The sequence below is a fragment of the Pseudomonas juntendi genome (assembly GCF_021560075.1).
In the GTDB taxonomy this organism is placed as follows: domain Bacteria; phylum Pseudomonadota; class Gammaproteobacteria; order Pseudomonadales; family Pseudomonadaceae; genus Aquipseudomonas; species Aquipseudomonas juntendi.
The window spans coordinates 2,594,690-2,619,398 of sequence record NZ_CP091088.1 but is presented as its reverse complement, the minus strand read 5'-3'; the positions used below and the strand labels follow the sequence as shown (position 1 = coordinate 2,619,398).

Annotated in this window: 20 protein-coding genes, 4 pseudogenes and 1 riboswitch; of the genes and pseudogenes, 15 read left to right on the top strand and 9 right to left on the bottom strand. The window is 64.4% G+C overall.

Features of this window, described 5'->3' with window-relative positions; all coding sequences use genetic code 11:
• Positions 1 to 2: 2 nt before the first annotated feature.
• Entirely contained in the window at positions 3 to 1,787 is a 1,785-nt protein-coding gene (locus L1P09_RS12185) for a GMC family oxidoreductase (protein ID WP_009682279.1), read from the bottom strand.
• A 3-nt stretch (positions 1,788 to 1,790) separates the two neighbouring features.
• A complete protein-coding gene (locus L1P09_RS12180; RefSeq protein ID WP_054906068.1) occupies positions 1,791 to 2,531 on the bottom strand; it encodes a gluconate 2-dehydrogenase subunit 3 family protein in 741 nt (246 codons plus the stop codon).
• 221 nt (positions 2,532 to 2,752) lie between these two features.
• Between L1P09_RS12180 and alkB the strand changes: the two are divergent.
• Both alkB and L1P09_RS12170 read left to right on the top strand, forming a co-directional pair.
• Positions 2,753 to 3,400 (top strand): annotated as a pseudogene (gene alkB / locus L1P09_RS12175) (DNA oxidative demethylase AlkB).
• 150 nt (positions 3,401 to 3,550) lie between these two features.
• Positions 3,551 to 3,838, top strand: coding sequence for a hypothetical protein (locus L1P09_RS12170; protein ID WP_054906070.1), 288 nt, complete (start codon positions 3,551 to 3,553; stop codon positions 3,836 to 3,838).
• Between the two features lie 73 nt (positions 3,839 to 3,911).
• On the opposite strand, the gene L1P09_RS12165 is transcribed toward L1P09_RS12170, so the two are convergent.
• From L1P09_RS12165 to L1P09_RS12150, 4 genes and pseudogenes are all read right to left on the bottom strand, one after another.
• Positions 3,912 to 4,172, bottom strand: a complete 261-nt coding sequence (locus L1P09_RS12165) for a DUF1652 domain-containing protein (protein WP_054906071.1) — start codon at positions 4,170 to 4,172, stop codon at positions 3,912 to 3,914.
• Between the two features lie 244 nt (positions 4,173 to 4,416).
• Positions 4,417 to 5,283, bottom strand: coding sequence for a pirin family protein (locus tag L1P09_RS12160; RefSeq protein WP_192440000.1), 867 nt, complete (start codon positions 5,281 to 5,283; stop codon positions 4,417 to 4,419).
• A 96-nt stretch (positions 5,284 to 5,379) separates the two neighbouring features.
• Entirely contained in the window at positions 5,380 to 6,252 is an 873-nt protein-coding gene (locus tag L1P09_RS12155; protein ID WP_154211535.1) for an alpha/beta fold hydrolase, read from the bottom strand.
• 21 nt (positions 6,253 to 6,273) lie between these two features.
• A pseudogene (locus L1P09_RS12150) lies at positions 6,274 to 6,378 on the bottom strand (LysE family translocator); the annotation flags it as partial.
• A gap of 136 nt (positions 6,379 to 6,514) precedes the next feature.
• Here L1P09_RS12150 and L1P09_RS12145 point away from each other — a divergent pair.
• The 7 genes from L1P09_RS12145 (at position 6,515) to L1P09_RS12115 (ending at position 13,608) form a co-directional block, all read left to right on the top strand.
• Positions 6,515 to 6,994 (top strand): GNAT family N-acetyltransferase, encoded by a 480-nt coding sequence (locus tag L1P09_RS12145; protein ID WP_029885123.1) that lies wholly within the window; start codon positions 6,515 to 6,517, stop codon positions 6,992 to 6,994.
• Positions 6,995 to 7,065: 71 nt separating this feature from the next.
• A riboswitch (cobalamin riboswitch) is annotated at positions 7,066 to 7,288 on the top strand.
• Between the two features lie 93 nt (positions 7,289 to 7,381).
• The gene (locus L1P09_RS12140; RefSeq protein ID WP_009682288.1) at positions 7,382 to 7,570 is read left to right on the top strand and encodes a CbtB domain-containing protein; all 189 of its coding nucleotides are present in this window, start codon (positions 7,382 to 7,384) and stop codon (positions 7,568 to 7,570) included.
• 10 nt (positions 7,571 to 7,580) lie between these two features.
• On the top strand, positions 7,581 to 8,267 hold the full coding sequence (locus L1P09_RS12135) for a CbtA family protein (protein ID WP_235768897.1): 687 nt from the start codon (positions 7,581 to 7,583) through the stop codon (positions 8,265 to 8,267).
• Complete coding sequence (locus L1P09_RS12130; RefSeq protein WP_054905438.1) at positions 8,267 to 8,653, top strand: cobalamin biosynthesis protein; 387 nt, start codon at positions 8,267 to 8,269, stop codon at positions 8,651 to 8,653. The genes L1P09_RS12135 and L1P09_RS12130 overlap by 1 nt, the downstream gene beginning before the upstream one ends.
• Before the next feature lie 33 nt (positions 8,654 to 8,686).
• Entirely contained in the window at positions 8,687 to 9,439 is a 753-nt protein-coding gene (gene cobM, locus L1P09_RS12125) for a precorrin-4 C(11)-methyltransferase (protein WP_029885125.1), read from the top strand.
• 274 nt (positions 9,440 to 9,713) lie between these two features.
• Positions 9,714 to 10,328, top strand: coding sequence for a response regulator transcription factor (locus L1P09_RS12120; RefSeq protein ID WP_009682293.1), 615 nt, complete (start codon positions 9,714 to 9,716; stop codon positions 10,326 to 10,328).
• Between the two features lie 13 nt (positions 10,329 to 10,341).
• Entirely contained in the window at positions 10,342 to 13,608 is a 3,267-nt protein-coding gene (locus L1P09_RS12115) for a transporter substrate-binding domain-containing protein (RefSeq protein ID WP_235768896.1), read from the top strand.
• Here L1P09_RS12115 and L1P09_RS26350 read toward each other — a convergent pair.
• The 3 genes and pseudogenes from L1P09_RS26350 to gntR form a co-directional block, all read right to left on the bottom strand.
• Positions 13,583 to 14,014, bottom strand: a pseudogene (locus L1P09_RS26350) (methyl-accepting chemotaxis protein); the annotation flags it as partial. The gene L1P09_RS12115 and the pseudogene L1P09_RS26350 overlap by 26 nt on opposite strands.
• 105 nt (positions 14,015 to 14,119) lie before the next feature.
• A pseudogene (locus L1P09_RS26345) lies at positions 14,120 to 14,902 on the bottom strand (PAS domain-containing protein); the annotation flags it as partial.
• A gap of 149 nt (positions 14,903 to 15,051) precedes the next feature.
• Positions 15,052 to 16,071 (bottom strand): HTH-type transcriptional regulator GntR, encoded by a 1,020-nt coding sequence (gntR, locus tag L1P09_RS12105; RefSeq protein ID WP_054905442.1) that lies wholly within the window; start codon positions 16,069 to 16,071, stop codon positions 15,052 to 15,054.
• A 207-nt stretch (positions 16,072 to 16,278) separates the two neighbouring features.
• On the opposite strand from gntR, the gene L1P09_RS12100 reads away from it, so the two are divergent.
• The 6 genes from L1P09_RS12100 (at position 16,279) to L1P09_RS12075 (ending at position 24,700) form a co-directional block, all read left to right on the top strand.
• Positions 16,279 to 16,818 carry a gluconokinase gene (locus L1P09_RS12100; protein WP_054905443.1) on the top strand — a complete coding sequence of 180 codons (540 nt, stop codon included), beginning with the start codon at positions 16,279 to 16,281 and terminating at the stop codon, positions 16,816 to 16,818.
• A gap of 110 nt (positions 16,819 to 16,928) precedes the next feature.
• Entirely contained in the window at positions 16,929 to 18,281 is a 1,353-nt protein-coding gene (locus L1P09_RS12095; RefSeq protein ID WP_054905444.1) for a GntP family permease, read from the top strand.
• A gap of 94 nt (positions 18,282 to 18,375) precedes the next feature.
• A complete protein-coding gene (locus L1P09_RS12090; protein ID WP_235768895.1) occupies positions 18,376 to 18,678 on the top strand; it encodes a hypothetical protein in 303 nt (100 codons plus the stop codon).
• Between the two features lie 176 nt (positions 18,679 to 18,854).
• Positions 18,855 to 20,096, top strand: a complete 1,242-nt coding sequence (gene mexE, locus L1P09_RS12085) for a multidrug efflux RND transporter periplasmic adaptor subunit MexE (RefSeq protein ID WP_009682303.1) — start codon at positions 18,855 to 18,857, stop codon at positions 20,094 to 20,096.
• A 12-nt stretch (positions 20,097 to 20,108) separates the two neighbouring features.
• Entirely contained in the window at positions 20,109 to 23,288 is a 3,180-nt protein-coding gene (locus tag L1P09_RS12080; protein WP_235768894.1) for an efflux RND transporter permease subunit, read from the top strand.
• A complete protein-coding gene (locus L1P09_RS12075) occupies positions 23,285 to 24,700 on the top strand; it encodes an efflux transporter outer membrane subunit (protein ID WP_054905447.1) in 1,416 nt (471 codons plus the stop codon). Before L1P09_RS12080 ends, L1P09_RS12075 begins: the two co-directional genes overlap by 4 nt.
• The last annotated feature ends 9 nt before the right edge of the window (positions 24,701 to 24,709 follow it).

Here is a 24,709-nt window from a genome sequence, read left to right as displayed (position 1 = left end):
CCTCAAGCCTGGACCAGCGGGCCGGGGTTTTTCAGGTACTGCTCACGGATGGCCCGAGCCGACCAGTAGGTCAGCGCCGCCACCAGCCCGGTGGGGTTGTAACCCAGCCCCTGGGGGAATGCAGATGCCCCCGGAACGAACACATTGTGTACATCCCAGCACTGCAGATAACGGTTGAGCGCGCTGGTTTTCGGGTCGGTGCCCATTATCGCGCCGCCGTTCAGGTGGGTGGTCTGGTAGCTGGCGGTGTTGAAGTGGTCCTTGACCTTCTTGCCCAGCACGGCAATGGCCTTGGGGTTCATCGCCTGGGCAATCTTGCTCAGCTTGTCGACCATGAACTGGTTCATCCTGATGTCGTTTTCCTGCCAGTCGAAGGTCATGCGCAACAGTGGCTGGCCGTAGGCGTCCCGGTAGGTCGGGTCCAGGTCCAGGTAATTGCCACGGTAGGACTGGTGGGCGCCGTGGGCGTCCATCGACACCTGGTGGGTGTAATAGTCCGCCGTGGCCTTCTTCCAGGCGCTGCCCCAGGCCGGGGTGCCAGGCGGGTTGGCAGTACCGGCGATGGGCCGGCTGCCAGCCTGGTTCACCCACATTGGCGAGCCACCGACGAAGCCGTGCGGGCCATGGTCGAAGTTGTCGGCGTTGAAGTCATCGATGGCAATGCCATTGCCACCGGCGCCGATGAAGTTGTTGGTGTAGGTGTCCTTGTCGAAGAACGCCTTGACCGTACCCATGTTCTGGTAGGCAAAGTTGCGCCCGACCACACCCTCGTTGCTCACCGGGTCGTAGGGTTTGCCGATACCGGAAAGCAGCATCAAGCGCACGTTGTTGAACTGGAACGCCGCCAGGATCACCAAGTCGGCCGGCTGCTCCACCTCGCGCCCCTGGGCGTCGATGTAGGTCACGCCGGTAGCCTTGCGCTTGCTGTCGTCCAGGTTCACCCGCAGCACATGGGCGTTGGCCCGCAACTCGAAATTCGGCACTTGGCGCAGCGCTGGCAGAATATTCACATTCGGCGATGCCTTGGAATACATGTAGCACACGTAGCCGCTGCAGAAACCACAGAAGTTGCACGGCCCCATCTGCGCGCCGTAGGGGTTGGTGTAAGGCCCTGACGTGTTGGCCGAAGGCAGGTTGTAGGGCTTGTAGCCCAGGCTGCTGGCGGCCTTTTCGAACAGCCTGGCCGACACCACGTTCTTCTGCGCCGGCAGCGGGAACGGGTTGGAACGGTCGGGTGCATAAGGGTTGCCACCCCGCCCCTCACCTACCAGCTGGCCCTTGACCGTCCAGGCCTGGCCGGACGTGCCGAACACTTTCTCGGCAAAGTCGAAATACGGTTCCAGCTCTTCGTAGCTGACGCCGAAGTCCTGGATCGTCATGCCTTCGGGGATGAACTTGCGCCCGTAGCGCTCCTCGTAATGGCTGCGCAGGCGCAACTCCACCGGGTCTACCCGGAAATGCACACCCGACCAATGCAAGCCTGCCCCACCTACGCCCTTGCCAGGCAGGAAGGCGCCCAGTTGGCGGTTGGGCAGTGCCACGTCGTTCACGCTATGGCGAATGGTGACGGTTTCTTTCGACACGTCGACGAACAGCTTCTTGCGCACGCTGTAGGTCAGCTCGTCGATTACCTGCGGGTAGCTACCCTCCGGGTAGGTGTCCTGCATCGGCCCGCGCTCCAGGGCCACCACCTGCAGGCCGGCTTCGGTCAACTCCTTGGCCATGATCGCACCCGACCAGCCAAAACCGACGATGACGGCATCCACCTTTTTCAAAACAGTCGCCATGCCTCAGGCCCTCTCGCCGCGGATCGATACAGCCGGGAACGGGTACGGCTCGTTGCGCTCCACCCAGTCCATGAAGTCGGCGCGCGCGCCCGGAAAGCCGATCTGGGTCCAGCCGACCATGCCCTTGTTGCCGCCATGAATCGGGTCACAGAAGAACCCCTCACGGGTGTTCTGCACCAGCAGGCTGAAGAATACCGCGGCCGGTACTGCCTCGAATGCCAGCTCACCCGCCTCGACTTTGCCGAGTATCCGGTCCTGGGTAGCGCTGTCTTGGGCAGCGAACACTTGCCCACTGTTGGCCTTGCACCAGCCATCCACTGCGGCGATGCCCAGGCGGTAGATCTGCTGCGGGTTCAACTGCAGTTGATAGCCCAGTTCGGGTGGGGCGTCGGCGTTGAACGGGCCTTGCATGTACCACTGGGCCCCGGTCGCGTAGGGGGTATTCATCTGCCGGTCTATGAACTCGGCGGCCCCGGCTTCGAGCGCACCGGGCCCGAGGGCATCGGCAGGGATGATGCGCGCTACGGCGGCCTGCACGAAGGCCCATTCCTCGGCACTGAAGAAGGTTGGCTGGTACGTGCCCGCCGGTGGCGCTGCCGGCACCTTCGGTTCCTGCTGCGGCGCGGCCAGCAGCTGGCTGGCACCTGCCCCGAGCCCGGTGCTGGCGACGGTCACCACGGGGATCAAGGTCAAGGTCTTGCGCAGAAAGTCCCTGCGCGGGTTGTCGGGAGCATGTTCGGGCATGGTGAATCCTCATCGGCTGCGGGCGGCCTTATAAGCGCCATCTAGTGTTGTGCGGGCGAGTCTTGTTGGCCCTTCAAAAAGACAGCCAAGTAATCTAGCGCGTTCAGAAATCTTTTGAAACCGGTTTCAGTCTTGACATTGCGATCACGGGTATTGACCCGCGCATAGGCCTGGGCGACGAAGCCCATTACAATGGGCCTACCCCATTCGATACCCAGGCCATGATTCAGTCCGACCTCGACCTGTTCGGCCCTCAGCCACAACGCCTGGCAAGCGAAACCGTGCTGTTGCCCGGGTTTGCCCTGGGCGATGTCGAACCACTGCTCGACGCGTTGCGCCCGGTGCTGCGTGCCGCACCGTTTCGGCACATGCACACGCCCGGCGGCCTGCGCATGGCGGTGGCGCTGAGCAATTGCGGCACATTGGGCTGGGTCAGTGATGCACAGGGTTACCGCTACAGCCGTTCGGACCCGCTGACCGGCCAGCCTTGGCCTGCCTTGCCGCCGATATTGCTCACCCTGGCCAACCGCGCTGCCGCCATGGCCGGTTTCGACGGTTTCACCCCGGACGCCTGCCTGATCAACCATTACCTGCCGGGCACACGTTTGAGCCTGCACTAGGACCGCGACGAGCACGATTTTGGCCAACCGATCGTTTCACTGTCGCTGGGCCTGCCGGCGGTGTTCCTGTTCGGCGGGTTGCAGCGGGCCGACAAAACCCAGCGCATTGCCCTCAGCCACGGCGATGTGCTGGTGTGGGGCGGCGAAGACCGCCTGCGCTTTCATGGCGTACTGCCGATCAAGCCCGGCGTGCACCCGCGCATGGGCGAGCGGCGCATCAACCTCACCTTGCGCAAGGCGGGCGGCTAGGCTTTGTCAGGCCTGTGCAACACAGGCATGAAACAGGTTGAACGACTGCCCACCCCAGGGTTCAGAGAATAATTATACTGCCGCCCGCCAGGAGTCCGTCATGCCTTGCCAGACCTGCCGTCCTTGCCGTAATCAACGAGTCGAATCCCTATGAGGATGCCCGGCCGTTCGCCCAATACCGCGCTGCAACTGGACTACGTTCGCGACACCCTGTTCGGGCCGGTTGCGCAGTCGGTGGAATGCCAGTGCCAACTTGCCCCCTTGAATCTGCAGGGCCGCGCGGCGCTGCGTGTACACATCTGCCCACCGCTCCCGCACAAGGTCGAGCGCGCCCATAGCGTGGCATTCATGTGGGATGGTCGCAGCTACCATGGGGTCGTTCGCGACAAGGGCAAGTGTGGCGATGGTGGATTGAACCTGCTGGTGGAACTTCAGTAGGCAATCAACGGCTGGCGACAGCGCACGGGCCTTCCCCGCCAGCCAGGGGCTGGACGGGGTTCGCGCACTCGCATCAGGCGATGGATTTTAGCGGTGCAGGCGGGCGGTCACGCAGGGTATGTAATTGCTCCACCAGGTTCAGCACATCGCGGCAACTGTTGAGGCTGCGCAATGGCACCCCGCTGAGGGTGCAGCACTCATCGAGGCTCTGGCCCTGACCGAGGCGGATGGTCAGGTTGTGACCATCGGTACAGCTGATTTCACAGCGATCTGGCAGGCAAGCATGCTCGATCAACTGCCGCAGCTCGAGCATGGAAACTCCTATCAACGACATGGTACGACCCTCTCGGTGGGATGGCCTGTTGTGAGGAAGTACGCCCTCGTGGGGCTGGGTGCCAATTGATAATGCGCATGCCACGGCGGGCGTCCATGCGCCGGGGCAATGATGATGCGGGGAATCCTCTAGCACCTTAGTGGAAGATCGCCTGCCAGGATCGGGTGTTCGGTCGCAGCAGCGAACTTCACGACGAATGGTTGCGCAGGGCTTCAGTGGGGGCCGGCACCGGCCCCGCGCTCTTCTACTGCTGCAACTGGCCAAACCGCCCGGCATGAAAGTCGTCGAACGACTCGGCAATCTCCGCCTGGCTGTTCATCACGAATGGGCCGTAACCCACGATCGGCTCGTCGATCGGCTCACCGCTGAGCAGCAACACGCTGGCACCTTCGAGCGCTTCGACCCGTACATCCGCCTGCTCGCGGTCGAACAGCACCAGGCTGGACGGCCCGGCTTCGCGCTCACCATTGACCCGCACGCGGCCGCGCAATACCACCAGCGCCGCGTTGCGCCCGGCGGCCACCGGCAACTGCAAGGCAGCGCCGTTGTTCAGGCGCAGGTCCCAGACATCCATGGCCGTGAAAGTGCGCGCCGGCCCCTGGCGGCCTTGGTAATCCCCGGCGATCACCCGCACACTGCCGGCCCCGTCATCCAGCGCCACCACCGGGATATCGCTGGCCAGCAGTGTCTGGTAGCCCGCCGCCGCACGTTTGTCGCGAGCGGGCAGGTTGACCCACAGCTGCACCATCTCCAGCATGCCGCCCCGCTCGGCAAAGGCTGGCGAATGGAATTCCTCATGGATGATGCCGTTGGCGGCGGTCATCCATTGCACATCGCCCGGCCCGATCAGGCCCCCGGCACCCGTGGAATCGCGGTGCTCCAGCTCGCCCTGGTAGACAATGGTCACAGTCTCGAAACCACGGTGCGGGTGCTGCCCAACGCCGCGCCGGGCCTGGGTTGGGGTGAACGCATGCGGGCCGGCATAGTCCAGCAGCAGGAACGGGCTGATATGGCTGGCCAGGTGGTCATAGGTGAACAGGCTGCGGACCGGGAAGCCATCACCCACCCAATGGGCGTGGGGGCTGTGGTGGATACCCAGAATGGTTTTCATGAGAAGGCTCCTGTTTCGGTTTGGATCACCTTATCAATGATGACAATCTGCCGGTAGAGGGCTTTAACGGCCCACATCGTTCCACCTACAGAACAATCACCGCTGCAAGAAAGCCAGCACCTGCTCGGCTGCCATCGCCGGGTCTTCCTGCATGAAGCAGTGCCCACCGGCGACCTCCTGCGCGCTGATGCTGGCATTCAGCGACACCAGGCGCTGCACCGAGCGTGGCACGAATGGATAGGTGTGCTTGCCATAGATCACGTGGGTCGGGGTATTGATTGCACACAGGCTGGCCCACATGCGCTTGGGGAACGAGCTGAAGATTTCCACTTCGCGGCTGGGTCGGCACTTGAGCACCACGGCCTCGCCGCAATCGCCGATGGCATGCTCGACATACGCCTGCAACGCCGCATCGGCCCAGCCTTTGAAGATGCCCCGGCCCTGCAGCGAAGCCAGCGCCGCTGTGCGATCAGGCCAATGGCTGCGGCGGCTGGCGGCTTTGCGCGCCAAGGCATGACGCTGGTGCAGGCCAACCAGCGCCGCGGCGCCCATCACGCCGAGCATCCGGCGGCTGAACAACACCGGATCGAGCAGCACAGCACGGCCGAACAACTGCGGGTCACTGGCCAACATCAGCCCGGTCAACACGCCGCCGAAGCTGTGGCCCACGGCAAAGCGGGCCACTTCGCCGTATTCGCCACGGCCCGCTTCAAACGCTTCCACGGCCAGCGCCGCCGTGCGGTTCCAACCCAGAAACGCCCCGCCATGGTCACTGTCACCGTGCCCTTGCACATCACATAGCCACAGGTCGAAATGTTCACCCAGGTGCATCAGCAACGGCTGGTAGGCCAAACAGCAAAAACCGTTGCCATGCAAGAAATGCAGCAGTGGCTTGCCGCTGGCCGGGGTTCGCCAACCACGCAAGGTGAAGCCTTCGGCGCATTCATGGGACCAGGGGATCAACTGCATGGGTTCACGGCACTCGCAATGCTAGGGAAACACCGATTCTACAAACAGCAGCGGGTACAGTGAAATCACCAGCAGCAGGGCCATCAGGACATTGAACAGCATCAGCCAGCGGGGGTTCTGCAGCAGGCATGGCGGGCATTCCACTTTCAGTGAGGGTGCTGTCACACTACCGGAGTCGCCCTCCTAGGCGACCACTACAGTTACAACAAATTATGCAGATACACATTACTGTGCTGCCATTCTGGATCAAGGAAGCCGTCTCATGAGCCTTTCCATTCGCCCTGCCGCGCCTGCCGATGCCGCGCAGATCCTCAACTTCATCACCGAGCTGGCCGAGTACGAGCGCGCGCGCCACGAGGTGGTCGCCACCCTGGCCGATATCGAGCACAGCCTGTTCGGTGCAGGCAGTACCGTGCACAGCCTGATCTGCGAACGCGATGGCCAGGCGATCGGCTTTGCCGTGTATTTCTACAGCTATTCCACCTGGCTGGGGCGCAACGGCATCTACCTGGAAGACCTGTACATCACCCCCGAACAGCGCGGTGACGGGGCTGGCCGCCAGTTGCTGCAGCACATCGCCCGCGAGGCGGTGGCCAACAACTGTGGGCGCCTGGAGTGGAGCGTGCTGGACTGGAACGAGCCGGCAATCGGCTTTTATCAGAAGCTGGGCGCCGAGGCCCAGGATGAGTGGGTACGCTACCGCCTGGACGGGGACAAGCTGGCGGCATTCGCGCGGGGCTAACGGTTGCTCCACCCGGCCCCGGCACATGCGCAGCCCACCGGGTAATTGACGCCAGGGCCGCCCCATGCTCTCCTTACGCCTCACGTTCAGGTGCCCCTTCATGGGGTGAAACGGGAAACCGGTGCGTCGCAGGCCCTGACCAGGGCCCGACAATGCCGGTGCTGCCCCCGCAACGGTAAGCGAGCGAAGCGTCTGTACCACTGTGCCATGTAGTGCGGCATGGGAAGGTGACGCTTGCCAGGAGCCCTGCTCCTCCTCGCAAGCCCGGAGACCGGCCTGGCGTTCATGAACAACCCGCGGTGGGCGGGCGCTGTTGCATTCCCCTGGGTAACCGCGCCCGGGGCTGCCGCGCCTGCCCATTGCCCACAAAAAGCAGAGGAACGCGTCATGCCCGTCGCCAGCACCAAGCCACACAGCCTTGCCACCCCCGCTACCCTCAGCCAGCGCGTCATCATTGCCGTCGGTGCCAGCTTGCTGGGCCTGTGCCTGGTCTACTTCGCCGGGTTCTCGCACATCGAGGCGGTGCATAACGCCGCCCACGACACCCGCCACAGCGCCGCCTTCCCCTGCCACTGAGTACGCCCCCATGATCATGCGCATTGCCCGCACCGCGGGTTTCAGCGGGCTGCTCGCCGCCCTGCTGCTGACCTTGCTGCAAAGCTTCTGGGTGGCCCCGCTGATTCTTCAGGCGGAAACCTACGAGTCCTCGGCACCTGCCGCGCACCATGAGCATGGCAGTGAAGTGCCTGCCCATGAACACAGCGCCGAGGCCTGGTCGCCGGAAGATGGCTGGCAACGAGTGCTCGCCACCACGGGCGGCAACCTGGTGGTTGCCGTCGGCTTCGCCCTTGTTCTCGCCGCGCTGTACAGCTTGCGCGCGCCCACCCGCGCCAGTACCGGTGCCTGGTGGGGGCTGGCCGGGTTCGCCGTGTTCTGCCTGGCCCCGACCTTGGGCTTGCCGCCCGAACTGCCAGGCACCGCTGCAGCAGACCTGGGGCAATGCCAGGCCTGGTGGGTCGGCACCGCCAGCGCCACCGCGCTCGGCCTGGCCTTGTTGGTGTTCGCCCGCCACGGGCTGCTGAAAGTGCTGGGCGCGGCGTTGCTGGTGATCCCGCATGTGCTCGGCGCCCCGCAGCCCGAGGTTCACCAAAGCCTGGCCCCGCAGGCCCTGGAAACCCAGTTCAAGCTGGCCTCGTGGCTGACCAATGCGGCCTTCTGGCTGGCCTTGGGCCTGCTCAGCGCCTGGTTGTTCCGCCGTTCCAGCCAGGCCTGATGGGCACTTTCTATGCCGGTTTTGGCTGCCGCCGGGGTTGCCCGGCGGCCACCCTGCACACCCTGTTGTGCCAGGCACTGGCCAACCACGGCCTGGCACTGGCAGACCTGCGCGGCATCGCCAGCATCAGCCTGAAGGCTGACGAGCCGGGTTTGCAGCAGCTGGCCGAGCACCTGGGTGTGCCATTGGTGCTGTACCATAGCCAGCAACTGCATGCTTACCAGCCACTGCTCAGCCACCGCTCCGCCGCCGCCCATGCCCACACCGGGTGTTGGGGCGTGGCGGAGAGCACCGCACTGGCCCTGGCCGATCGGCAACGAGGCAGCCCACGACTGTTGCTCAAGCGCCAGGTGCTCGGCCCGGCGACACTCGCCCTGGCCTGCTGAACGCGCCATACCCTTTTTTTGCAAGGACATTGCATGACCGTCTACTTCATCGGCGCCGGCCCCGGCGACCCCGAACTGATCACGGTCAAGGGCCAGCGGCTGATCCGCCAATGCCCGGTGATCATCTACGCAGGCTCGCTGGTGCCCGCTGCCGTGCTCGAAGGCCACCAGGCCAGTACCGTGATCAACAGCGCCGAACTGCACCTGGAGCAGATCATCGCAGCGATGCGCACCGCCCACGAACACGGCCAGGATGTCGCCCGGGTACACAGCGGCGACCCCAGCCTGTACGGCGCCATCGGCGAGCAGATCCGCCACCTCAAGGCACTGGGTATCGACTACCAGATCATCCCCGGGGTCACTGCCACGGCCGCCAGCGCGGCCCTGCTCGGCTGTGAACTGACCCTGCCGCAAGTGGCGCAGACCGTGATTCTGACCCGCTACGGCGACAGTTCGCCTATGCCACCCGGGGAACAGCTGGCCGACCTGGCCCGCCACGGCAGCACCCTGGCGATTCACCTGGGGGTCAAGCACCTGCCACGGATCGTTGAAGCGTTGCTGCCCCACTACGGCACCGAGTGCCCGGTGGCCGTGGTGCACCGCGCCACCTGGCCAGACCAGGACTGGGTGCGCGGCACGCTGGGCAACATCGTCGAGCGCAGCGCCGCCAAGCACTTCCGGCGCACGGCACTGATCCTGGTAGGCCATGTACTGGGGGATGCGCCGTTCGCCGAATCCGCCTTGTACCGTGCCGGTCACGCCCACCTGTATCGGCCTGGCGACTGAGCACGTCCAGGCTTGCCCCTGCGCAGGGTCGAAACCCCTCTGGCTGCGCCTGAGCGCCCTTTCCTGTCTGACATCACCACTGTGGCAGTGGTGATGTTTTTCCACTACTTGTAGGAATTTTCGACAAGTAGTCCGGAAAATTTCAACACTTCTATACTCGGGATTACCAAACGTCAGGTTTGGCCGTATGGTGCTGCGCTCCCGATTAACCCGCTTGCAAACGTATTCCTGAGTGTTCCAGGAAGCGGACCACATCCTGACAGGAGTTTTCCCCATGACAACCGTGCTGATCGTCGACGACCACCCTATCGTGCGGTTGTCGTTGCGCCTACTGCTCGAGCGTGAGCGCTTCCATGTCGTCGGCGAAGTCGGCAATGGCAGCGAGGTGGCGCAGGTGGCCCGTGAACTCCGCCCGGACGTGGTGGTGCTGGATATCGGCCTGCCTGGCCTGGACGGCATGGAGGTCATCAAGCGCCTTCAGTGCCTGGAGCCAACCCCCAAGATCATGGTGCTCACTGGCCAGGCCACCGACTTGTACGTGCGCCGTTGCCTGGATGCCGGTATCGGCGCGTTCGTCACCAAGGAAGAGGACCACGAGGCCCTGCTGTTCGCCCTCAAGGCGTTGGTGAAGGGCTATTCGACGTTTCCGCAGATGTCGGTCAACAGCAACTCCCTGGAGAGCGAACCGGTGCGCCTGGCCAGCCTTTCCAACCGTGAGATGGAAGTGCTGCGGCGCCTGGCACGCGGCGAAAACAACAAGAACATTGGAACCTGCATGAACCTGAGCGCCAAGACCATCAGCACCTACCGGGGCCGCATCATGGAAAAACTCAAGACCGAATCGCTGGTCGAGATGGTCGACCTGGCCAAGCGCAATAGCGTCTACTGAGCGGCTGGCGAGCATGAAGTTCCTGCTGGCGAGCGCCTTCATGATCATCGGCCTGGCCAATGCCAGCGGGTTGCAGGCCAGCAGCGAACCCCGGCAGTTGTTGGCGCGCTCGGTCAGTGCTGCCGCGCCGCTGGCGCTCTCGGCCGAAGACCGCCAGTGGCTGCAGCAGCACCGGCAACTGGTGCTGGGCAGCTCGCGGCCGGACTACCCGCCCTTCGAGATCAATGGCAGCCCCCGTGACTACGAAGGCCTGAGCGCCGATTACGCCGGCCTGATCGGCGAGCAGCTTGGCATTGGCATCGAAGTGCGCCGTTTTGCCAGCCGCCACGAGGCCATCACTGCCCTGCATGAGGGGCGCATCGACCTGCTGGGCAGCTCCAACGCCTTCGAGGCAGCAGACGCCCACCTCAGCCTGAGCTCACCCTATGCCGACGACCTGCCGGTGGTCGTGACCCGGGAGGGGCGCAGCCTGAAGGGTACGCCCGACCTGGCCGGCCTGCGCCTGGCCATGGTTGATCACTACCTGCCCGCCAATACCGTACGCAGCCTGTACCCCAAGGCGCAACTGAGCCTGTACCGCTCCACCCTGGCCGGGCTGGCCGCTGTCGAACTGGGCGAGGCCGACGCCTACCTGGGCGACGCCATCAGTACCGACTTCATGATCGGCAAAAGCTTCCAGGGCACGTTGAAGATCGACCACTTTTCCCCGGCCGCCCCCGAAGCGTTCGCGTTCGCCCTGTCCAGCGACAACCTGCACTTGCGCCAGCTGGTCGACAAGGCACTGGCCCGCATCAGTGAAAGCGAACGGCTGAACATCCTGCGCCGCTGGAGCGGTGGCAATACCAGCCTGTTGTTGCAGCGCCACCTGACGGCCCTCAGTGCCGAAGAGGAAACCTGGATCGCCGAGCACCCGGTGGTCAACGTGCTGATCAACACATCACTGGCGCCCTTGACCTTCAACGACGCCCAGGACAACGCCAACGGCATCACCCTGGATCTGCTCAAGCAGATCGGCTTGCGCACCGGGCTGCAGTTCAAGACCGTTGAAAGCACATCGGCCTACCACATGGTCGAGCGGCTGAACCAAGGTGATGCGCTGATGATCGGCGCCTTGGGCTACGGCGCAGACCGCGCCAGGCAACTGCGCTACACCCGGCCTTACCTGGTCAGCCCAAGGGTGTTGGTCACCCGCAGCGACATCACCGCACCCGCCCCTTTGAAGGCTCTGGACGGCCAGCGTATCGCGGTGGTCAAAGGCTCGCCGCAACGCGCCTTGCTGCAGCAACGCTACCCGCAGGCCCGCCTGGTCGAGGTGGACAACCCGCTGGGCCTGATGGAAGCCGTGGCCAATGGCCGTGCCGACGTCGCCCTGAGCAACCACATCAATGCGGCGTACTACATCAGCCATGTATTCAAGGACCGCCTGCGCATTGCCAGTGTGCTCGATGAAGACCCGGCCCTGGCCGCCTTCGCCGTGGCCGCCGACCAGCCCCAGCTCCAGGCCATTCTCGACAAGGCGCTGCTGAGCATTCCGCCTGAAGAACTGGCGCAGTTGATCAACCGCTGGCGCACCAGCTCCCTGGTCAGCGACAGCCCGTGGCGCGACTACCGCACCCTCGCCCTGCAAGTGCTGGTGCTGTCGGCGCTGCTGCTGGCCGGCGTGGTGTTCTGGAACAGCTACCTGCGCAAGCTGATCAACCAGCGCACCGAGGCGCAACATGCCCTGCAGGACCAGCTGGCACTGAGCCGCGGGCTGCTGGAGCAACTGCGCCAGGCCAAGGACGACGCTGAACAGGCCAGCCAGACCAAAAGTACGTTCCTGGCCACCATGAGCCATGAAATCCGCACCCCGATGAATGCCGTGATCGGTTTGCTGGAACTGGCGCTGGAGGACTGCCGTAGCGGCCGCAGCGATATCCATACGCTGCAGACGGCCCATGATTCAGCGCTTGGCCTGCTGGAACTGATTGGCGACATTCTCGATATTTCCCGCATCGAGTCCGGGCACATCACCCTGCAACCCGTGCCCACGGACCTGCGCGAACTGGTGCGCGCCACCTTGCGCGTGTTCGAAGGCAACGCCCGGGCTAAGGGCCTGCACCTGCACGGCGAACTGCCCGCTGAACCGGCCTGGGTGCTGGCGGACCCGCTGCGGCTCAAGCAAATCCTGTCGAACCTGATCAGCAACGCCATCAAGTTCACCGACCGTGGCGAGGTGCAGGCCAGCCTGCTTCTGCCAGTTATCGCCGGCCATGACGTGTTGCCGGTGGAGCTGGATGTGCGCGACACCGGCATCGGTATCAGCCCTGCCGACCAGGCCCGCCTGTTCAATGCCTTTGTCCAGGCCGACGGCCCCAGGGCCCGCCAGGGCGCAGGCTTGGGCCTGGTCATCAGCCGCACGCTTGCCGCGCTGATGGGCGGCACGCTGAAGCTGCAAAGTGTCGAAGGCGTCGGCACCCGGGTGCAAGTGAACCTGCAACTGCCCACCTGCGCGCCCCCGGCAGCCGTGCCTGAGGACCCGGCCCAACTGGAAAACAGCGACGGCCCTTTGAATGTGCTGATCGTCGACGACTACCCTGCCAACCTGCTATTGCTGGAGCGGCAATTGCACACCCTTGGGCACCAGGTGAGCCTGGCGCAGAACGGTGAAGTCGCCTGGGGCCGCTGGCAAGCGGGGCGCTTCGATGTGGTGATCACCGATTGCAGCATGCCGGTCATGGATGGCCATGAACTCACCCGGCGCATCCGCCAGTTCGAGGCCGAGCGCAGCCTGCCCAGGTGCCGGATTCTGGGCATCACCGCCAATGCCCAGGCCGAGGAACGTACCCGCTGCCTGGCCAGCGGGATGGACGTTTGCCTGTTCAAGCCGATAGGTTTGCGAGCCCTCAAAGCCCACCTGCCCCAGGCCCGCCCACCTGCGCCAACAACGCGCGCGGGCGGCTTGAACCTGGATGAGCTACGCCACCTGACTCAGGACGACGCGCAGCTCACCAGGCATTTGCTCGAGCAACTGTCGATCAGCGTTGGTGAAGACCTGGCGGCCCTGCATGCGCTGGCGGCGGACGCGCCCGAAGAGGCGCTGCGTGCCTTGGCCCACCGCATCAAGGGCGGTGCCAAGATGATCAGGGTACGCACCGTGGTCCAGGATTGCGAAGCGATCGAAGCGGCCCAGGCGCAAGGCTCGCCGACCGACGAGCCGCGCGCACGGCTGCAAGCCAGCCTGCAGGCCCTGCTGGACGATATGCGTGCTGCGCTCAATGCAATTGCAGCGTCGAACTGATCTGGCTGATGGCATCGACCACGTGCCTTGAGCCTTGCTGAATCTCCATGATCACCGTGCCGGCTTCATTGGCCAGCGCCACGCCATGGCCGGTGCGGTTCAGGCTTGACTGCATGCTGGCTACGGCCAACAGCGACAGGTCGTGGTTCTGCCGCACCACATCGACGATTTCCAGGGTAGCCTTGCTGGTGCGCGCGGCCAGGTTGCGCACCTCATCGGCGACCACGGCAAAACCGCGCCCGTGTTCGCCGGCACGGGCGGCTTCGATGGCCGCATTCAGCGCCAGCAAGTTGGTCTGGTCGGCGATACCACGAATGGTCAGCACAATCTGCCCGATCACATCCGACTGTTTGCTCACCGCATCGATGCTCCGCGCTGCGTCGTTGAGCTCCACGGAAATCTGCTCGATCACCTGCACGGTCTGCTGAACCACTTCGGTGCCTTTGCGCGCGCAGGCATCGGTCTGCACAGAACTGGCATGGGCCGCATCGGCGGCACTTTGCTGGGTACAGACCTGGTGGGTGATGTCGCTGGCGAACTTGACCACCTTGTACAGGCGGCCCTTGCTGTCGAAGATCGGGTTGTAGGAGGCTTCCAGGTACACCGTCTGGCCTTGCTTGTTCACCCGCTCGAAGCGGTGCGAGTGGTATTCGCCACGGTTCAGCGAGGCCCAGAACTGGCGGTACTCGGCCGACTCACGCTCGTGCGGCAGGCAGAACAGGCCATGGTGGCGGCCTACCACCTCGTCGAGCCGGTAACCCATGGTGTCCAGGAAATTCTGGTTGGCCTTGATCACCCGCCCTTGCGGGGTGAACTCGATCACCGCCATGGCGCGGCTGATCGCCTTCAGCAGGCTTTCGCTTTCATGCTCAAGGGCGACGCGCTGACTGATGTCGGACGCCACCTTGATCACGCTGCTGACCTGGCGCTGGGCATCCAGCACGGGCATGTAGCTGGCCTCCAGCCAGACTTCACGGCCGGCCTTGTCGACGCGCTCGAACGTCCCGCTGATGGCCTTGCCCTGACCGAGCTCATGCCACAACTGCTGGTACTCGGCGCTCTGGGCATAGTCCGGCGCGCAGAACAGCCGGTGGTGCTTGCCGCGCAGCTCTTCAGCGCTGTAACCCATGGCTTGGCAGAAGCGGTCGTTGGCGTCGAGAATGGTGCCATCCGGGGCGAATTCGATCATTGCCATGGAGCGACTGATGGCAGCCAGTTTGGCCTGTGCGTCGGCCAATGCCTGATGGCTGCGCTGGATCTCGACCAAATCGGATTTGCGATGGAAATCGAACATGACGCCGGGCCTCCTTTATGCGCGGTTTCATGAGCATAGATGGCCGTATGCGCGGTGCAAGCACAGTGCCATCGCTTTGTGATTACTCCATTTCTGTTACGCCGGCAGGCCGCCAGGGCGTGGTCAACGCCATTGCACAGGGAAGCGAATCAGGTACTTTCCCGCACCATCAGCTCAAAACCCAGGTCCTGTTGGGCACTGGCCACCCGTTTGCCGTCCAGCAACGCGAGCAGGGCCTGGGCCGCGCCCCGACCGACGGCAGCCCGCGGGGTACGGATAGACGTGAGGCGCGGCACCATGTGCGCCGAAGCCGGCAGGTCGTTGAAGCCCACCATGGCCACCTGGCGAGGCACCTCCACACCTTGGCGCAACGCCTGCAAGACAGCGCCCTGGGCCAGGTCGTCGTTGCAGAAGAAGATGCCGTCCACATCCGGGGCCTGCTGCATCAGGCGGCTGAACAGTGTGCTGCCCAAGGCAATCGAAGAAGGCTCCGGGGCCAACACTTCCAGTTCTGCAGCGTGCAGGCCCGCCTCGGCCAGGGCCTGGCGGAAACCCTCGGCCCGCTGCATCACCCGCGGGTCGAGTTGCGCGGCTATGAATGCCAGGCGCTTGCGCCCGCGCTCGAGCAGGTGCCGCGCGGCAGCCCGCCCCGCCTGTTCCTGGGAAAAACCGACCGATACCGCCCCCGGCTCGCCCTTGAGCTCCATCATGTGCACGCAGGGTACGCCGCTGGCGGCCAGCATCTGGCGGGCCGCATCGCTGCGCTCGAACCCGGTCAGCAACATGCCGCAGGGCTGATAGGCCAGGTAATTGCGGATCAGGTTCTCTTCTTCGGCCAGGTCATAGTGATAGTTGCCGATCAGCACCTCGAGCCCACGCGGGCGCATGACGTCGTGGATGGCCTCCAGGGTATCGATGAACAGCTGGTTGGACAGCGACGGGATCAGTACCACGACAGACTGGCTGCGCGCCGAAGCCAACGCCCGGGCCGCAGGGTTGGCCACGTAGCCCAGGCTGGCGGCGGCAGCCATGACCTTTGCGGCCAGCTCTGGCGCGACCGTGCTCACGCCGCGCAGCGCGCGCGAAGCGGTGATCGGGGAAACCCCGGAAAGCCTGGCGACTTCAGCCAGGGTAGGACGACCTGTGGTACGGGAGCCGGTGCGGGACATGGATGTTGTAATTTTACTACTTGCAAGGATGGGGAACGGCCACTAAGGTAGCGCTGTCTCAGGATGCAGGCAATGTAATCTTTGGTAGCTGCCGCTACACGCGTGCTGCCAGGCGTCCATACTGCGTAAGGACAAGACCAATAACACCGGGGAGGTGGCTGTTCGTCAGCGACGAGACAGCGCTACCTCACCCCGCAGGAGGTACTGATGAATTCTCCCCTGTCCGCCATCGTGGTGATGGGCGTGGCCGGTTGCGGCAAAAGCTGCATCGGTGCTGCCATCGCTGCCCGAAGCGGCGGTCGCCTGATCGAAGGCGACGCTTTCCACCCTGCCGAAAACATCCGCAAGATGAGCGCGGGCATCCCCCTGGACGACGCCGACCGCGCCGGCTGGCTGGTGCGCCTGGGCGAAGAGTTGCAAACCATCAGCCAGGCCGGCGAACGCCCGATCCTGACCTGCTCGGCGCTTAAACGCCGCTACCGCGAAACCCTGCGCCAGGCCATGCCTGGGCTGGTGTTCGTTTTCCTCGAACTGTCGCCTGCCGAAGCCGAAAAGCGCGTGCTGGCACGCCCTGGGCATTTCATGCCGGCCAGCCTGATCGACAGCCAGTTCGCCGCCCTGGAATCGCCCCGTGGCGAGCCCCTGACCCTGGCCCTGGACGCTACCCAGCCCATCGAAGCCCTGGCCGAAGCGGTAGACCGCTGGCTAAAGAGCCGCGGTGAGCAGGGCCTGGCGCAGACCGCCTGACCCAGCGGTTTCCCGGCTCACCAAAGACAGCGCTACCCGACCCCGCGAAAGCGCGAAAAGTTCCCACAACGCTACGCCCAAAACAACGATAAGACCGAGGCCTTAAAACCATGTTCGGACTGGCTACTGATACCTTCCTGTTGCTCGACGCGCTCGTGACGATCGTCGGGCTGATCCTGCTGATCACCCACTTCAAGGTTCACCCCTTCGTCGCCCTTACCCTGGCGGCCGGCTTTCTGGGCCTGACCTCCGGCATGCCGGTGGCCAAGGTCATGAAGTCGTTCCAGGACGGCTTTGGCGGTGTGCTGGGCTTTGTCGGCATCGTGCTCGCCCTGGGCACCATGCTTGGCAAACTGATGGCCGACTCCGGCGGCGCCGACCAGATCGCGCAAACCCTCATTCGCGCCTTCGGCAAGAAGAACGTGCACTGGGCCATGATGTTCGCCGCTTTCCTGGTGGGCATTCCGCTGTTCTTCGAAATCGGCTTCGTGCTGCTGATTCCACTGGTGTTCATCGTGGCCCGGCGCTCCGGGGTTTCACTGGTGAAAATCGGCATTCCACTGCTGGCCGGCCTGTCGGTCGTGCACGGCCTGGTACCGCCGCACCCGGGCCCGTTGCTGGCGATCGGCATCTTCCACGCCGACATCGGCAAGACCATTTTCTACGGCCTGATCGTGGCGCTGCCTACCGCCATCATCGCCGGCCCGCTGTTCGGTAACTTCATCTCCCGCTACATTCCCGGCAACCCGTCGCAGGAGCTGATGGACCAGATCGCCAAGGAGTCCGACCAGGGCAACCTGCCGAGCTTCAGCATCACCCTTATCACCGTGCTGCTGCCGGTGGCCTTGATGCTGCTGAAAACCTTCGCCGACGTGGTGCTGCCTGCCGAGCACATTGTGCGCCAGTGGATGGACCTGATCGGCCACCCGATCACCGCCCTGCTCGCTGCCTTGCTGCTGGCCTTCTACACCTTCGGCTCGGCCCGCGGTTTCAACCGCCAGCAAATCATGAAAATGCTCGACCAGAGCCTGGCGCCAACCGCTGCGATCGTGCTGATCGTCGGTGCTGGCGGCGGTTTCAAGCAGATGCTGGTGGACACCGGGGTGGGCAACGTGATCGGGCAAATGGCCGTGCAAGCGGAAATTTCGCCGATCCTGCTGGCCTGGCTGGTGGCGGCGGTGATCCGTATCGCCACCGGTTCGGCCACCGTCGCGACCATCACCGGCGCGGGTATCGTGGCACCGGTGATCGACCTGGTACCGGGCGTGAACCGTGAGTTGCTGGTGCTGGCCACCGGCGCCGGGTCGCTGATCCTGTCGCATGTGAACGACGCCGGCTTCTGGCTGGTGAAGCAGTACTTCAACATGACCGTGGCCGAAACCTTCAAGACCTGGAGCATGATGGAGACGATTCTTTCCATCGTCGGCATCATCTTCATCATGTTGTTGTCGCTGGTGGTGTAACCGCTGATCGGAAGAATGAACAGAGTAATGGCACGTTAGCGCCACGGGTGGGGCCGAAAAGGAGTACGCCCCACCCCACGCAATGGAGACTGCCATGAACTGCTCAAGCGTGCTGCTGATTGCCCTGCTCGCCTCGCCACTGGCGCTTGCCGCCGGCACTGGCCCGACCTACCCCGACGACCCGCACAACAACGCGCCCCAGCCCGGCGTGGACAGCACCCTCAACCCGATCGAAAAACCCATGCCGCGCGATACCGACCCGCGCATCAAGGGCAATGACCCGGACAGCCCGCCCGCCCAGCAGAACGACAATCGTGACTTGCCAGGCATGGACGGAACAGGGTCCGAAGGGACCGGTGGTGCCGACGCAGGCGGCGCTGGCGGCAGCCAACGCTAAGCCCGTGGCAGCGGGCCCTGGCACCGGCTTCGGGTGCAGGCCCGCACCCTCGATTCACCACCCGCTGATCCCCACCTATCATTCAGCGTGATAATACATTTCGGCCCGTTCGATTCGTGCCTCTCGCGCAAGACACTCACACTCCGCCCATCACTAATACATTGGCGGAGTTCTCCATGGAACAATCACTCAAACCCTTGCGCTTCCCCCTCGCAGCCCTGGCTGTGGTGGTGATCAGCGCTTGCGGCCGAACCCCCGACGCCGTGCAGGCTCCCGCCGCGCCGAAGGTCACCGTGGCCAAGGTGATCGAGCAACCGATCAATGAATGGGACGAGTTCACCGGCCGCCTCGAAGCCCCGGAAACCGTCGAGGTGCGCCCGCGGGTGTCCGGCCAGATCGACCAGGTCGCCTTCACCGAGGGCGCCCAGGTCAAGAAAGGCGACCTGCTGTTCCAGATCGACCCGCGCCCGTTCCAGGCTGAAGTCCGCCGCCTCGAAGCCCAGTTGCAACAAGCCAAGGCCACCGCCATCCGCAGCGCCAATGAAGCCCGCCGTGGTGAGCGCCTGCGCGACAGCAACGCCATTTCCGCCGAGCTGGCCGAATCGCGCAGCAGCGCCGCTGCCGAAGCCCGGGCCGGGGTCGACGCCATCCAGGCACAACTGGACCTCGCCCGCCTGAACCTCAGCTTTACCCGGGTTACCGCGCCGATCAGCGGCCGGGTCAGCCGCGCCGCGTTCACGGCCGGCAACATCGTCAGCGCCGACGTGACCCCGCTGACCAGCGTGGTCTCCACCGACAAGGTCTACGCCTACTTCGACGCCGACGAGCGCGTGTACCTCAAGTACACCCAGCTGGCGCGCGAAGGCCAACGCGGCCAGAGCACCCCGGTGTACCTCGGCCTGACCAATGAAACCGGCACCCCTCACCTGGGCCAGATGAACTTCGTCGACAACCAGGTCAACCCGCGCACGGGCACCATCCGTGGCCGCGCCGTGTTCGACAACCGCGACGGCCAATTCACCCCGGGCCTGTATGCCCGGCTGAAGCTGGTGGGCAGCGCCCAGTACGACGCCGTACTGATCAACGACGAGGCCGTGGGCACCGACCTTGGCAAGAAGTTCGTGCTGGTCATGGACAAGGACAACAAGGCCGCCTACCGCGCCGTGGAACTGGGGCCGAAACTCGAAGGCCTGCGCATCGTGCGCAGCGGCCTGGGCAAGGACGAGCGCATCGTGGTCAAGGGCCTGCAGCGCGTACGCCCGGGTTCGCCGGTAACGCCGCAGGAAACCCAGATGGCCAGCGAGCAGACCCTCGCCGCCCTCGCCCAACAGCGCCAGGCCCTGGAGGCCAGCAACCCGGCGCCCAAAGTGGCGGGCAACAACGTGAAAAACGCCAGCGCCCAGGCGCCACGCGGTTAAGGGACCAGACCGATGAACTTCTCCAAATTCTTCATAACCCGGCCGATCTTCGCCGCCGTGCTGTCGCTGGTGCTGCTGATTGCCGGCTCGATCTCGCTGTTCCAGTTACCCATCAGCGAATACCCCGAGGTAGTGCCGCCAACCGTGGTGGTACGCGCCAACTTCCCGGGTGCCAACCCGAAAGTCATCGGCGAAACCGTGGCTGCGCCGCTGGAGCAAGCCATTACCGGTGTGGAGAACATGCTGTACATGTCTTCCCAGTCCACCGCTGACGGCAAGCTGACGCTCACCATCACCTTCGCCTTGGGCACCGACCTGGACAACGCCCAGGTGCAGGTGCAGAACCGCGTCACCCGCACCCAGCCCAAGCTGCCGGAAGAAGTGACCCGCATCGGTATCACCGTCGACAAGGCCTCGCCCGACCTGACCATGGTCGTGCACCTGACCTCGCCGGACAACCGCTACGACATGCTCTACCTGTCCAACTATGCCATCCTCAATATCAAGGACGAGTTGGCACGCCTTGGCGGCGTGGGTGATGTGCAGCTGTTCGGCATGGGCGACTACTCGCTGCGCGTCTGGCTCGACCCGAACAAGACCGCCTCGCGCAACCTCACCGCCAGTGACGTGGTCGCAGCCATTCGTGAACAGAACCGCCAGGTCGCCGCCGGCCAGTTGGGCGCCCCGCCCGCCCCGGGTTCGACCAGCTTCCAGTTGTCGATCAACACCCAGGGTCGCCTGGTCAACGAGGAAGAGTTCGAGAACATCATCATCCGCGCCGGCGCCGACGGCGAAATCACCCGGCTGAAAGACATCGCCCGGGTCGAGCTCGGCTCCAGCCAATATGCCCTGCGCTCGTTGCTGAACAACCAGCCGGCAGTGGCACTGCCGATCTTCCAGCGCCCAGGCTCGAACGCCATCGAGATCTCCGACGAAGTACGGGCAAAAATGGCCGAGCTGAAGAAGGACTTCCCCGAAGGCATGGACTACAGCATCGTCTATGACCCGACCGTGTTCGTGCGCGGCTCCATCGAGGCGGTGGTGCACACCCTGTTCGAAGCGCTGGTGCTGGTGGTGCTGGTGGTCATCCTGTTCCTGCAAACCTGGCGCGCCTCGATCATCCCGTTGCTGGCGGTGCCGGTATCGCTGATCGGCACCTTTGCGGTCATGCACCTGTTCGGCTTCTCGCTCAACGCGCTGTCATTGTTCGGCCTGGTGCTGGCCATCGGTATCGTGGTGGACGACGCCATCGTGGTGGTGGAAAACGTCGAGCGCAATATCGGCTTGGGCCTCAAACCCCTGGAGGCGACGCAGAAGGCCATGGCCGAAGTGACCGGGCCGATCATCGCCACCGCCTTGGTCCTGTGTGCGGTGTTCGTGCCTGCTGCCTTCATTTCCGGCCTGACCGGGCAGTTCTACAAGCAGTTCGCGCTGACCATCGCCATTTCCACGGTGATCTCGGCATTCAACTCGCTGACCCTGTCACCGGCGTTGGCTGCCGTGCTGCTCAAGGAACACCATGCGCCCAAGGACCGTTTCTCGCGGTTACTGGAAAAACTCCTGGGCAGCTGGCTGTTCGCCCCGTTCAACCGCTTTTTCGACCGTGCCTCGCACCGCTACGTGGGCGGCGTGCGCCGGGTCATTCGCTCCAGCGGCATCGCCCTGTTCGTGTACGCTGGCCTGATGGGCCTGACCTACCTGGGTTTCTCGTCTACCCCCACCGGCTTTGTACCGGCCCAGGACAAGCAATACCTGGTGGCCTTCGCCCAGTTGCCCGACGCTGCCAGCCTCGACCGCACCGAGGCGGTGATCAAGCGCATGAGCGAAATCGCCCTCAAGCAACCTGGCGTGGCCGACTCGGTCGCCTTCCCTGGCCTGTCGATCAACGGCTTCACCAACAGCCCGAACAGCGGCATCGTGTTCACTCCACTCAAGCCGTTTGACGAGCGCAAGGACCCAAGCCAGTCGGCTGCCGCCGTCGCTGCCGCGCTCAATGCCCAGTTCGCCGACATTCAGGACGCCTACATCGCGATCTTCCCGCCACCGCCGGTACAAGGCCTGGGCACCATCGGCGGCTTCCGCCTGCAGATCGAAGACCGCGGCAACCTGGGCTACGAAGCGCTGTACAAGGAAACCCAGAACATCATTGCCAAAAGCCACGAGGTGCCGGAGCTGGCGGGCCTGTTCACCAGCTACCAGGTCAACGTGCCGCAGGTCGATGCCGCCATCGACCGGGAAAAGGCCAAGACCCATGGCGTGGCGATCAGCGACATCTTCGACACCCTGCAGGTCTACCTGGGCTCGCTGTACACCAACGACTTCAACCGCTTTGGCCGCACTTACCAGGTCAACGTCCAGGCTGAGCAGCAGTTCCGCCTCGATGCCGAGCAAATCGGCCAATTGAAGGTGCGCAACAACCTGGGCGAGATGATACCGCTGGCGACCTTCCTCAAGGTCAGCGATACCTCCGGGCCGGACCGTGTGATGCACTACAACGGTTTCATCACCGCTGAAATCAACGGTGCCGCAGCCCCTGGCTACAGCTCCGGCCAGGCCGAGGCGGCCATCGAAAAACTGCTGAAAGCGGAACTGCCCAACGGCATGACCTTCGAGTGGACCGACCTGACCTATCAGCAGATCCTGTCGGGCAATACCGCGCTGTTCGTGTTCCCGCTGTGCGTGCTGCTGGCCTTCCTGGTACTGGCTGCCCAGTACGAAAGCTGGAGCCTGCCGCTGGCCGTGATCCTGATCGTGCCGATGACCCTGCTGTCGGCGATCACCGGTGTGATCGTATCGGGTGGCGACAACAACATCTTCACCCAGATCGGGCTGATCGTACTGGTGGGCCTGGCGTGCAAGAACGCGATCCTGATCGTCGAGTTCGCCAAGGACGAACAGGCCAAGGGCCTCGACCCGCTGGCTGCCGTGCTGGAAGCGTGCCGCCTGCGGCTGCGGCCGATCCTGATGACCTCCATCGCCTTCATCATGGGCGTGGTGCCGCTGGTGTTCAGCTCGGGGGCAGGCTCGGAAATGCGCCATGCCATGGGTGTGGCGGTGTTCTCCGGAATGATCGGCGTGACCGTATTCGGCCTGTTCCTCACCCCGGTGTTCTTCTTCCTGATCCGCCGTTTCGTCGAGCGTCGCCAGGCCCGCAAGGCCGAACGCGTGCAAGTGCTGGAGAACCACGCATGAACCTGCTCAAACCCCTGACGCCAAGCCTGCTGGCCCTGGCCCTGGCCGCCTGCGCGGTCGGCCCGGACTACCAGGCCCCCGCCACCGCACCTGCCCAGCTGGGCGCCGATGCGCAGGCCAAGGCCTATGACCGCAGCCACTTTGAAAGCTTGTGGTGGAAGCAGTTCGACGACCCGGTACTGAACCAGCTGGTGCAGGCTTCGTTGACCGGCAACCGGGATCTGCGCGTGGCCTTTGCCCGCCTGAAGTCGGCCCGCTCGATCCGTGAAGACGCCGAGAACGACCCGTTCCCGGTGGTCACCAGCCGTGCCAGCAGCGATATCGGCAAAGGCCAGGTTCCTGGCCAGACCGAGCAACGGGTGAACAGCGAACGCTATGACCTGGGCCTGGACATGGCCTGGGAGCTGGACCTGTTCGGCCGCATCCAGCGCCAGATCGAAGCCAGTGAAGCGCAGGAAGCGGCCGCTGCCGCCGACCTGCAGCAGTTGCAGGTCAGCCTGATCGCCGAACTGGTCGATGCCTATGGGCAATTACGCGGTGCACAGCTGCGCGAGAAGATTGCCCTGGCCAACCTCAAGACCCAGCAGCAATCGCGCAGCATCACCGAAACCCTGCGCGACGCCGGGGTCGGCAACGACCTCGACGTGGTACGCGCCGATGCCCGCCTGGCCGGGGTCGAAGCGACCGTGCCGCAACTGCAGGCCGAACAGGCCCGGGCGCGGCATCGCATCGCCACCCTCCTCGGCCAGCGCCCCGACGCCCTCAGCATAGACTTGTCGCCCAAGGCGCTGCCGGCCATCGCCAAGGCGCTGCCGGTGGGCGACCCCGGCGAACTGCTGCGCCGCCGCCCGGACATTCGCAGCGCCGAACGCCAACTGGCAGCCGCCACGGCCAACGTCGGCGTCGCCACCGCCGACCTGTTCCCGCGGGTCAGCCTCAGCGGTTTCCTGGGCTTTACCGCCGCGCGCGGGTCGCAGCTCGGCTCATCGGCGGCCAATGCCTGGGCCTTGGGCCCCAGCATTACCTGGGCGGCGTTCGACTTGGGCAGCGTGCGGGCCCGCCTGCGCGGGGCCAAGGCCGACGCCGAAGGCGCCATGGCCAATTACGAGCAACAGGTGTTGCTGGCACTGGAAGAGTCGGCCAACGCCTTCAGCGACTACGCCAAGACCCAACAACGGCTGCTGTCGTTGATGCGCCAGAGCGAAGCCAGCCGCAAGGCGGCGCAACTGGCCTCGATTCGCTATCGCGAGGGGACCGTGGACTACCTGGTGCTGCTCGATGCCGAACGCGAACGGCTGAGTGCCGAAGATGCGCAAGCGCAAGGCGAGGTCGAGCTGTACCGCGGCATCGTTTCTATCTACAAAGCCCTGGGTGGCGGCTGGCAACCGCAGACCGTGGCCAGCGCGCACTGACCCCAGGCA